This window comes from Streptomyces sparsogenes, from assembly GCF_001704635.1.
Lineage (GTDB): Bacteria > Actinomycetota > Actinomycetes > Streptomycetales > Streptomycetaceae > Streptomyces > Streptomyces sparsogenes.
Map to the genome: position 1 here is coordinate 117,807 of NZ_MAXF01000085.1, position 9,354 is coordinate 127,160.

Sequence of the window (9,354 nt, forward strand, 5' to 3'; positions counted from 1 at the left end):
AAAACCTCAGTAGCCCACCTCGCCGACCCGCCCCTCAACGGCCTCGCACTCCTCCAGCCCCGCCAGCGCCTGCGCGCGCTCATCGGGGTGCGCGCTGGCCCGGGGCACGGCGAGCGCCAGCCGGAACTGCTCCTGTGCCTCCCGGACGCGGCCCTCCGCCGCGTAGGCGCGCCCCAGGCGGCAGCGGATGTCCATCTCGATGCGGTCGTAGTGGGGCTCGGTGAGGGGGGACAGCAGCCGGTGCTGGGAGAGGGCCTGGTGGTGGAGGGTGATGGCGGCGCTCAGGTTTCCCGCGCCCTGTTCCGCCGAGCCCAGGCGGGCCAGGGTGAGGGCGGCGAGGAAGGTGTCCCCGGCCTGCTGGACGAGGTCGGCCGCCCGGCGGAGCAGGGTCGTGGCCTGGCCGTAGTCGCCGAGGCCGACGTGGACGTCGGCGGCGAGGGTGAGGACCCTGCTGAGCATGCGGGGCCTGCCGTTCGTCTCGGCGTGCGCGTGGGCGCTGTCGAAGCAGGCCAGCGCCTCCCTGTTCTGTCCCTGGAGATGGTGGAGGGCACCGAGCAAGGAGAGCCCCATGGCGGCGAGCCAATGGTCGTCGTACCGCCGGGACAGCTCCACGGCCTCGGTGATATGGGGAATCGCCTGGTTCACCTGGCCCAGGTTCAGCTCGGCGGTGCCCAGCCCGCTCAGCGCGCGGGCCTCCTCGCGCCGGTCGTCGCGGCGGCGGCTGAGGTCGAGGGCCTCGGTGAACCAGGCGCGCGCCTGCGGGTAGCGGCCCTGGTAGATGTCGACCATGCCCATGCAGCTCCGCAGCGCGAGGGGCATCCGCTGGTCGGTGGCCTCGTCGGCGTGCGCGAGCGCGGCCTTGAGGGCCGTTCGGCATTCGTGGTAGCGGCCCCGGCCCAGGAGGTGGTCGGTGAGCGCCTCGGCGATCCAGCAGGCGTAGTCGGCCTCGCCGAGCGCCGCCGCGTGCCCGACGACATCGGCCAGCTCCGCACCGGCGGCGGCCAGCCACGCCTCGGCGTCCCTCCAGCCGGTGAACGGCGCGAGGGCGGGCTGTTCCGGTTGTTCTACTTCGGCGGACTGCTCCGGTCCGCTGGGGAAGCCGGCGGGGCCCCAGTCGCTGGTGATCCGGCCCGCGTCGAGATACAGGCGCAGGGCGGCGGTGCGCGCCTCGGCGGCCTCGGCGGGGGCGGCTTCCGCGATGCGCCGCGCGTGCACCCGTACCAGGTCGTGCAGCCGGTAGCGGCCCGGGCGAGGCTGCTGCACGAGGCTCGTGTCGACCAGGCCCTCCAGGATCCGCTCCGCGTCGCGGGACGGCCGGCCCAGCATGGCCGCCGAGGTCAGCGGGTCGAACTCGACCGTCGGGGCCAGACCCAGGGTGCGGAAGCCGCGCTGCTGCTCGGGGGTGAGCTGGTCGTACGACAGCCGGAAGGCCGCCTCCACGCTGCGGTCGCCGGCCGTCAGCTCGCCGAGGCGGCGCTCGTCGCCCGCCATCCGGTCCACCAGATACGCCAGCGTCCAGGAGGGGCGGGTCTGAAGCCGCGTCCCGGCGATGCGCAGGGCCAGCGGTAGCCCGTCGCACAACCGGACCAGCTCACGCGTCGCCTCCGGCTCCCGGTCCGCGCGCTCCTCCCCGACGATGCGCCGCAGTAGGGACACCGCGTGGCTCGGCCCCAGGGGCTCCAGGCTGATCCGCCGATCCGCGTCGAGCCCGGCCAGCCGCCGCCGGCCCGCCGCGATCGCCATGCTGCCGGGCCCCGCGGGCAGCAGCGGCCGTATCTGCTGCGTCCCCAGGGCGTCGTCCAGGACGAGGAGCAGCCGCAGCGAGCTGGTTGCCGCGCGCCAGGCGGCGGTCAGTTCGTCCAGGTCGCCGGGCACCTCGTTGTCGGCCGCGCCGAGCGAGCGCAGCAGCCGGCGCAGCACGCGCTGCGGGGCGAGCCTGCGGCGTCCGGTGCTGTGCGCGCGCAGATCCACGTACAGGCAGCCGTCCGGGAAGTGGGCGCGTAGTTCGTGGGCCGCGCGGACGACGAGGGCGGACTTGCCGACGCCGGCCGGGCCGTCCACGGTCACGATCGACACGGATGCGGGCGGCGGGGGCGTGGTCAGGGCGGCCAGCTCGGGCTCGCGGCCGGTGAGGTGGCCGGCGTCGCCCGGCAGGTCGTTGACCGGGCGATGGCGGCGCGCGGTGGCGGGGGCTGCGGGGGCCGGGGCTGCTGGGGTGGGGGCTGGGGTGGCTGGGGCGGGGGCTGTTGGGGCGTGGGTGGCCGGCGTGGCGGCGGCCGGGGTAGTCGGGGCGGGGCGCGCTGCGGGCTCCCGCCCGAGGAGGTACGCGTCGTCGCGCCGCAGCACCGCTTCGTACACCCGGCGAAGCTCCTCCCCGGGATCGACACCCAGCTCGTCGCGCAGCCGCTCGCGCATGTCCTGGAAGGCGTTGAGCGCCTCCGCCTGCCGCTCACTGCCGTACAGCGCACGCATGCGCAACGCCAGCAGCGACTCGTCGTAGGGGTCGGCCGCGGACAGGGCGGCGAGTTCGTCCAGGGCGTCGGCGTACCGGCCGAGCACCACCAGGCAGTCGAGCCGCTCCCGCCGCAGCGAACGCCGCCGCTCCACCAGCCGCTGCCGCTCCACCCGCGCGAACGGCCCCGGCAACCCGGCCAGCGGTTCGCCCCCGAACAGATCGAGCGCCCGGGAGAACCGGTCCGCCGCGGTGGCCGCATCGCCGGCCCGCTTCGCGCGCTGTGCCTCCTCGGCCCGCTCGCCCAGCTCGCCCACATCGAGCCGGACGCCGTCCCTGACGAAGCGGTACCCGCCCCGGCCACCGCGGATCACCGACTCCGCCTGCCCGGTGCCTTCCGCGTCGAGCGCCTTCCGCAGCGCATAGACGTAGCTGGGGAGCACCCGGCGACCGGACTTCGGCGGCTTCGCACCCCACACCCCGTCCAACAACTGCTCATGGCTGACCAGAAGGCCCGGCCGCAGCACCATCGCGACCAGCACGGCCTGCCGCCGAACGGGCCCCAGATCGACCGGCGTTCCGTCGCGCCAGGCCCGTACGGGTCCGAGCACCGCGATCCGAAGCCGATGCTGCCGTTGTCGCCCCTCCTGGGGCCCCTCCTGTCGCTGCTGCTGCCGTGGCGGCTGCTCCGGAGATCCCCCGTCCAATCGAAGCCTCCGCTTCCCCACATCATCGAAATTTCATCCGCATTGCATCGCCTGCGGCGATGGTTGGCAAGACACGGCCGCCTCAGCCGAAATGACGTTCGTACGCGTCTCGTGACGCGGTGGAGAGGGGAAAGGCGTGACGGGGGAACAGCCTGCGCCGAATGACAATGCGCCGAGCGCTGACTGGCAGGCCCCAGGCGCGCCGCCGGGCGTCCCACCTGGTGTCCCACCAGGCGTCCCACCAGGCGCCCCGCCAGGCGTCCCACCTGGTGTCCCACCTGGCGCCCCGCCCGGCGCCCCTCCCGGTGTCCCACCTGTTGGCGCGCCGATCGCCGACGGGCAGGCCCCCGGCGTGCCGCCAGGGCCGGTGCGCCGCCGGAGGATGGTGCTGGCCGGGGCCGCCGCCGTGGTGCTGGCCCTGCTGGCCGGCCTGCTCGTGTGGCTGACCTCGCAGGACGGCGACGGCGGCGGCGACGGACGCGACTCGGCGGCGTTCCAGCGCGATCGGAAACCGTTCGTCGAGGCGCTGGTCGACCTCGCGGCGGCCCGCGGCCTGCACTACAAGGACACCGCGGCCGTGGGCATCACCGAACGGGACTTCACCGTCACCCAGTCCGGCGCGGTCTTCGGATCCATAGGCGACGGCGTGGAGAAGCTGGACAAGGACGTTCTCCGCATCGGCGGCAAGACGTACACCCGGTGGAAGAAGGGCCGGGACTACGAGTGGGCGGACGGGGAGCGCAAGGACCCGGACTCACCGGGCAGGTGGACCATAGGGTCCCCGGGCGAGTCCTACACCCTCGATCCGGTGATGGCGCAGTACCTGCGCCCGACCGAGCTGGCCCTCAAACTCTTCGACGCTCTCGACCAGTTGGGGCCGGAGCAACTGCCCGACCCGAGCGACCCCGACCTGCCGGCCCTGACCGTGGGCGGCGTGCCCGCGCTGCGGGCCGATACGTCGGCGGGCCGCATCGTCGTCTCGAAGAACAAGCCCTACCGCGTGCTCCGCCTGGAGCCGTACGACCTGCGCCAGCAGATCAAGGACCAGCTCAAGCCGCGCGAGGAGGGCGAGCCGACGCCCACGGTGGCGCCGCGGCTCACCACCGGGCCCCTGAAGGACGGCGACTCCGAGGGGATGGAACTGGCGCCGATCCCCGAAGACCAGGCGGACACCATGTACGCCGGGCTGGAGAAATACGCCGAGCAGCTGAAAGACGCGGTGGACGACGGCGTCGACTTCACTCTGGACGGCTCCGGCAAACTGGACTGCGGACGCTCGGGATGCTCCGTCCGGCAGAAGTTCACCGGGAAGCTGTCCACCGAGGCCAAGACCCGCATCACCGGCGGCACCGTTTTCGCCACCTTGAGCGCGACCATCAGCATCGACGGCCAGCCCGCCGGCGGCTGCACGGTCCCCAGCCGCGCCTTCCCCATCACCGGCAACGGCAGCGTCTCCGGCGCCCTGTCCTGCTCCGCCCCGGAGGCCGGCCCCGTCTTCGCGGCGGCCGACGCGAAGGCCAAGGCGCAAGCGGAACAGCAGGCCAGGGCGTCCGGCGGGCGGGCCACCGTCCGCTTCTACTCGCGGGCCGACACCCTCATCGACGCCCGGGCGCTCGCCGTGGGCGAGGTGGACCGCATCATCGACCAGGTGCGGCGGGAACGCCGCGACGGGACCTGCGCGGTCGGCGCGAACGCCGGCGTCCGCCCGTCCGCGGCTCGGCTCACTGGCGGGCAGAGCACCCACGCGTACCATGTGCTGGCCGGCAAGAAGGCGCCCGCCCCCAAGGCATCATGCTTCGAGCTGACCGAAATCGGTGGCGGGAAGCTGAAAACCCCCGCCGGTCTGGTCTACGGACCGATGAAGGGCGGGGAAGGGCACCGTATCTTCCATGTCGGCGCGCATGCCGGGGAAAGCGTGAAGAAGGGCAAGAAAGAACACAGCATCTTCACCGGCCGGTCGAGCCCGCTGGAACTCGTCGACGAGGCGTGGCGGAAGCGAGGGGCGCCGGAGCCGAATGACCCGGGCGCGTATGTCGTGCCGATGGGAAGAACGGTCGGCAGCGGTGGTCAGAAAAGCATTCGCGTCATCGTCAAGCCGGGGACGACTGAAGTCATCAGCGCCTACCCGGTCGAGTGAGAGAGCCCGGAGGAGACCCCGTGGAGTGCCCGCGATGTCATCAGGCAGCGCTTGAGAAGGTCCAGGTCACGCGCTTCGCGATCAAGATCGTCAAGTGCCCCGAATGCGACGCGATCTGGCCGCTCGATGGGGTCGTGGGCCCGCTCAACTTCGTGCAGTTCCAGCTTTTCCTGGATCTTCTGGGGGAGTCCGAGATGGAATCGCCGTACGAAGAGCTGGGCCCGCTCTAGGGCCTGTGGTGATGCCGTGATCAGTCTGTGGTCTTCAGGAGGTCGTCGATCCAGATCATTGCGGCTCGAAGGTGGAGGCCGGCGAGGTGGCTTTCGGGTGACTTGTCGTAGTGGGTGGCGATCCCTCGCCAGGCCTTCAGCTTGTTGATCAGCCGCTCGACGGTGTTTTGCTCCTTGTAGAGACCGGCATCGTGGCTGACGGGCCAGCCGCCGCTGAAGCCCTTGTTCTTTCAGGGAACTGCTCAAGCCCGGGTCCTTGTCTATGGTAATGCGTGGCCACAGGCGCGCCCCTGGTCGCAGAGGCCGCCGCATCTCAAAGGGGGACGGGATGAGCGAGTCGAGCAACGACGACGAGGGCACAGGCATCCTGATCGCGCTTGGCATGACGGCCGGCCTGTCCTTGGTCTGGGCTTATGTCATCAAGGATCAGGCACAGCTGATGACTTGGGGCGCGTTGGTGATGGCCGGAGTCACCGGCCTCATCGCCGGAAACTACAGCAACCACAGCCAGTCGGTCGCCGTTACCTGCGCCTTGGCCACCCCGCTCGGCACCTACCTGGGCACGCTCCTCGGTCTCTGCATGATCGCTGTCGCTCGGTACGGAGGTGACTTCAGCGACGCCTGGCACGTCTTCACCAGCGACACGAGCGAGGCGGCGCGCCTGTTCAAAACGGAGGCCCAGGACCGCGACTGGCTCTTCCTGTTCCTGTCGGCGCCGGTGGGGTACGGAGCGGCGATGCTGGAGGATTGACCTGGGGTGGGCCCCGCGGCGGAAGGCATGACCGCTGAGGCGGCCCGCGTGGGGAGAACGGACTTGTCACTGGTCAGCCAGCAAATCCACCTCGCTGCGGACCGCAGGTGCCGTCCGCTCGCGTTCGTCCTGACCGCCGGGCAGGCCGCAGACAGCCCGCAGTTCATGCCGGTCCTGAAGAGGGTCCGCGTCCGGCTGCCCCTCGGCCGTCCCCGCACCAGGCCCGGCGCGGTCGCCGCGGACAAGGCCTACTCATCTCGCGGCAACCGCGCCTACCTGCGCAAACGCAACATCAAGGCGGTCATCCCGGAGAAGAAGGACCAGGCCGCCAACCGGAAGAACAAGGGCGGGCCACACCCCCGGAAGAACAAGGGCGGGCCACACCCCCGTGCGGCACCGGGCGGACGGTGTCAGGGAACGATCCGTACCGCCCGGTAGTCGTACCCGTCCTGCTGGAAACCGGGCGCCTCCCATTCGAGACCGACCCGCTGCCCCGCCTCCAGGGAACGGAACCCGTCCGCGTCGACAGCGCTGAAATGACCCCAGCAGCCACCCGGCGTCTCCGGGCAGTCGAGCACGCCCCAGCCCTCTTCGTCATGCCACTCACGCACCGTCGCGTTCACCATGACCGGCAGCTTACTCAGGGCCAGGGCTCGCCGCCGGGGCCCCGCCCCGCCCCTCTTCGGCGCCGTCGCCCGGGGTCGATTACCTGCCAGGTCATCGACCCCGGCGCGGCGGCGGGCAATGATCGTGGACGTACCGAGACCGATCGCCGCCACCGGGAGGACGCCATGCCCGCGTACGTCATCGCCCACCTTCAGGAGTCCGCTCCGCACCCGGACATCGCCGAGTACATCGAGCGCATCCCCGGCACCTTCGAGCCGTACGGCGGTCGCTTCCTCGTACACGCCACGCGGCACGAGGTGAAGGAGGGCCGCTGGCCCGGCTTCGTCGTGGTGATCGCCTTTCCCGGGTTGGCCGAGGCGCAGGCCTGGTGGGACTCGCCCGCGTACCAGGAGATCGCCCCGCTGCGCTCGCGGCACATCGAGGGCGACATCGTCCTGGTCGGAGGCGTCCCGGAGGACTACGACGCGACGGCGACGGGAAGGGCGATGCGGGAAGCGATGGGGGAGCCGGTGCGGTAGGCCCTGCCGATCACCTCGTCGCCACCGCGAAGAATGGCCGCATCACGGCCTGCCGATTCCCGGGGCCTCAGCAGGCCGAGTGACCTGCGACGTTAAAGGCCAAGCTCAGGAAGAAGGGAGCTCAGACCTCGCAGTGCAGCTACCTGGAAGTCACGCAGCCGGCTCCGGGGCTACTGGTGCCGTGGGAGGTCCTGTGCCTTCTGCGCCGAAAGAGTCTTGTAGACGGTACCGGCGAGGTCGGGCAGCGTGTCCCCCTCGCCGACGGCGCTGTTGACGGCAATGGCGATGATCATGCCAGTCTTCGGGAAGTACATGTGCAGCACCCGGTTTCCATAAGTGGCCCCCTCATAGGCCCAGACCGTCCCGGCCACAGGATGGGCGAGCTTCACGACACCGAGCCCGAAACCCATGGGATCGTCGGCCGTGACGCTCTCGATGGGCTCACTCGTCTTCACCGAGACCAGGGACTCCAGCTCGCGCTGCTGCGCTGAGGGCAGCAGTCGACCGCTGTACAGCGCCCTGTCCCAAGCCGTCATGTCCCTCAGCGAACTCACCAGGCCACCCGCCCCCTGCGCCCAGGACAGGTGGAGCCGAGGAAGTGACTTGTTGAGATGCTTCGGCAGGTCGGAATGGGTGGAGTACGGCGTCGGCATGCGCGAGGCCGTGTCCGGAGGGCAGTCCGGGGGGAGGCAGGTGTCGTTCATTCCGAGAGGTTCGATGATGCGCTCGGCGAGCCGCTCATGGTAAGTATCGTGCGACGCTCGTTCGACAATCATCTGCGCGAGCAGGTAGTTCGTATTCGAGTACTCGTACTTCGCGGGACCCAGTGGCAGGCCCTCCACATAGGACATCAGGCGCTCCAGCGTGAAGCGCGTGGAGGGATTGGCGTCGAAATCCTTCAGGAACGCATCCTGCTCGGTGTAGCTGGGGATGCCGCTGGTCATCGACAGCAGTTGCTTGATGGTGACATCGCGCCACGCCGGATACTGGGGAAGCCACTTTCCCAGCTTGTCCCGTATGGACAGCTTTCCTTCGGCCTCCAGTTGAAGCAGCAGCACGGACGTGAACGCCTTGGTGTTGCTGCCTATCTGCCACAGCGCCTTGCTGTTCACCGGTCGACCACCGCCGTAGCGGGACGTCCCCGCATCGACCGAGATATCAGGTCGCTGATCGGCATAGGTCACCCGAAGGGAGACCGCTGAGAAATGATCCTTAGTGCCCTGAGCGTCCAGATATTTCTCGAGGTCACTTCGCAGTGACGCGGTGGCACTGCGACCGGATGGCTCCGCCACTGCGTGCGCGACGGCTGGCCCACTTCCCGACACCATCATCCCCGAAACAAGCGCCGCGGTGACCGTCGCCAGGGCCACGAGGCGCTTCCCTTGCTGACCACCCCGCCGACGAAGCCTGTACCTCACTGTCGCTATTCCTCCATCGAATCGAACAGAACTGGGAACGACGATCACGCTACGCAGTGGAGGCACGGCAGGTAATGGGGGTAACCCCCCGCTTGGTAGTGGTGCTGACGCCTGCGTGAGGCCAAGTACAGCTTCGAAGGCAGCCATCTGCCCGTCGGAAGAGGAGAGACCGCGACGGTCATTGACTCATCACTGAGGTGCGACAACTGACTCCTCAGAAGACATAGAGCCCTTTAGCTCTGGAGGCACGATCTGACGAATGCGCAGTGGGCGAAGCTGGAGCCCCTGCTCCCTGCTGGGAAGAAGTCCGGACGACCGCCGGTACACCCCAAGCGGCAGCTGATAGACGGCATACGCCGGCGCACCCGCGCCGGTGCTCCGTGGCGGGACGTGCCCGAGCGGTACGGCCCATGGGGGACGGTGTACGGACTTTTCCGCCGTTGGCAGCGGGACGGCACCTGGCACCGCATCTTCGAGCAACTGCAGGCCCGGGCCGATGCCGAGGGACTGATCA

Annotated in this window: 8 protein-coding genes and 2 pseudogenes; 6 read left to right on the forward strand and 4 right to left on the reverse strand. The window is 70.2% G+C overall.

Annotated features, from left to right (window positions below):
- Positions 1 to 6: 6 nt before the first annotated feature.
- The gene (locus BBH68_RS17210) at positions 7 to 3,063 is read right to left on the reverse strand and encodes an AfsR/SARP family transcriptional regulator (protein ID WP_065963352.1); all 3,057 of its coding nucleotides are present in this window, start codon (positions 3,061 to 3,063) and stop codon (positions 7 to 9) included.
- A gap of 448 nt (positions 3,064 to 3,511) precedes the next feature.
- Between BBH68_RS17210 and BBH68_RS17215 the strand changes: the two genes are divergently transcribed.
- Positions 3,512 to 5,296, forward strand: coding sequence for a hypothetical protein (locus BBH68_RS17215; RefSeq protein ID WP_141713010.1), 1,785 nt, complete (start codon positions 3,512 to 3,514; stop codon positions 5,294 to 5,296).
- Positions 5,297 to 5,316: 20 nt separating this feature from the next.
- Complete coding sequence (locus BBH68_RS17220) at positions 5,317 to 5,526, forward strand: TFIIB-type zinc ribbon-containing protein (RefSeq protein WP_065963355.1); 210 nt, start codon at positions 5,317 to 5,319, stop codon at positions 5,524 to 5,526.
- A gap of 20 nt (positions 5,527 to 5,546) precedes the next feature.
- Here BBH68_RS17220 and BBH68_RS43160 read toward each other — a convergent pair.
- Positions 5,547 to 5,756: pseudogene (locus tag BBH68_RS43160) on the reverse strand (hypothetical protein); the annotation flags it as partial.
- A gap of 98 nt (positions 5,757 to 5,854) precedes the next feature.
- On the opposite strand from BBH68_RS43160, the gene BBH68_RS17225 reads away from it, so the two are divergent.
- Positions 5,855 to 6,277 carry a hypothetical protein gene (locus BBH68_RS17225; protein ID WP_065963357.1) on the forward strand — a complete coding sequence of 141 codons (423 nt, stop codon included), beginning with the start codon at positions 5,855 to 5,857 and terminating at the stop codon, positions 6,275 to 6,277.
- 81 nt (positions 6,278 to 6,358) lie between these two features.
- Positions 6,359 to 6,715, forward strand: a pseudogene (locus tag BBH68_RS17230) (transposase); the annotation flags it as partial.
- Here the strand turns inward: BBH68_RS17230 and BBH68_RS17235 are convergent.
- Positions 6,688 to 6,903, reverse strand: coding sequence for a cold-shock protein (locus tag BBH68_RS17235; protein WP_065963386.1), 216 nt, complete (start codon positions 6,901 to 6,903; stop codon positions 6,688 to 6,690). The pseudogene BBH68_RS17230 and the gene BBH68_RS17235 overlap by 28 nt on opposite strands.
- 165 nt (positions 6,904 to 7,068) lie before the next feature.
- On the opposite strand from BBH68_RS17235, the gene BBH68_RS17240 reads away from it, so the two are divergent.
- Positions 7,069 to 7,422: a DUF1330 domain-containing protein gene (locus BBH68_RS17240; protein WP_065963359.1), complete on the forward strand. Its 354-nt coding sequence runs from the start codon at positions 7,069 to 7,071 to the stop codon at positions 7,420 to 7,422.
- A gap of 170 nt (positions 7,423 to 7,592) precedes the next feature.
- Here BBH68_RS17240 and BBH68_RS17245 read toward each other — a convergent pair whose 3' ends face one another.
- Positions 7,593 to 8,792 (reverse strand): serine hydrolase domain-containing protein, encoded by a 1,200-nt coding sequence (locus tag BBH68_RS17245; RefSeq protein WP_245738088.1) that lies wholly within the window; start codon positions 8,790 to 8,792, stop codon positions 7,593 to 7,595.
- 300 nt (positions 8,793 to 9,092) lie between these two features.
- Here BBH68_RS17245 and BBH68_RS39415 point away from each other — a divergent pair.
- The coding region (locus BBH68_RS39415) for a transposase (protein ID WP_141713012.1) at positions 9,093 to 9,354 on the forward strand (262 nt) is incomplete at its 3' end.